Origin of the sequence: Vibrio nigripulchritudo ATCC 27043 (assembly GCF_000222685.1) — a bacterium.
In the GTDB taxonomy this organism is placed as follows: Bacteria; Pseudomonadota; Gammaproteobacteria; order Enterobacterales; family Vibrionaceae; genus Vibrio; species Vibrio nigripulchritudo.
Genome location: NZ_AFWJ01000228.1, coordinates 1 through 799, shown reverse-complemented (window position 1 = coordinate 799; position 799 = coordinate 1). Strand labels below are relative to the sequence as shown.

The 799-nt window shown below is 53.3% G+C and carries 1 protein-coding gene; it reads left to right on the top strand.

Annotated elements, in window-relative coordinates; genetic code table 11:
* On the top strand, positions 1–799 hold a 799-nt coding region (locus RH89_RS16510), incomplete at both ends, for a transketolase (RefSeq protein WP_038146413.1).

Genomic DNA, 799 nt, shown 5'->3' with positions numbered 1-799 from the left:
CTGATTGCGTTCTGGGATGACAACGGCATCTCTATCGACGGTGAAGTGGAAGGCTGGTTCTCTGACGACACGCCTAAGCGTTTTGAAGCGTACGGCTGGCATGTGATTCCAGCGGTCGACGGTCACGATGCTGAAGCCATTAATGCAGCGATTGAAGCGGCGAAAGCCGACCCTCGCCCGACATTGATTTGTACTAAGACCATCATCGGTTTCGGTTCACCAAACAAATCCGGTTCGCACGACTGTCACGGTGCGCCATTGGGTCATGAAGAAATTGCAGCAGCACGTGAGTTTTTAGGTTGGGAGCACGGTCCTTTTGAAATTCCGCAGGAAGTCTATGCAGAGTGGTCTGCGAAAGAAGCAGGCGCAGCTAAGGAAGCAGCGTGGAACGAGAAATTTGCAGCTTATGAAGCAGCGTATCCAGAGCTTGCCGCTGAATTCAAGCGTCGAGTAAACGGCGACCTGCCAGCAGAATGGGAAGCGAAAGCGAACCAAATCATTGCTGACCTTCAAGCCAACCCAGCCAACATCGCGTCACGTAAAGCGTCTCAAAACGCACTGGAAGCCTTCGGTGCTATCCTGCCTGACTTCATGGGTGGCTCCGCTGACCTTGCGCCTTCTAACCTGACCATGTGGTCTGGCTCTAAGTCACTGACGGCAGAAGACGCGTCCGGTAACTACATCCACTACGGTGTGCGTGAGTTCGGTATGACAGCCATCATGAACGGTATCGCGCTTCACGGTGGTTTCGTTCCTTACGGTGCGACCTTCCTGATGTTTATGGAATACGCGCGTAACG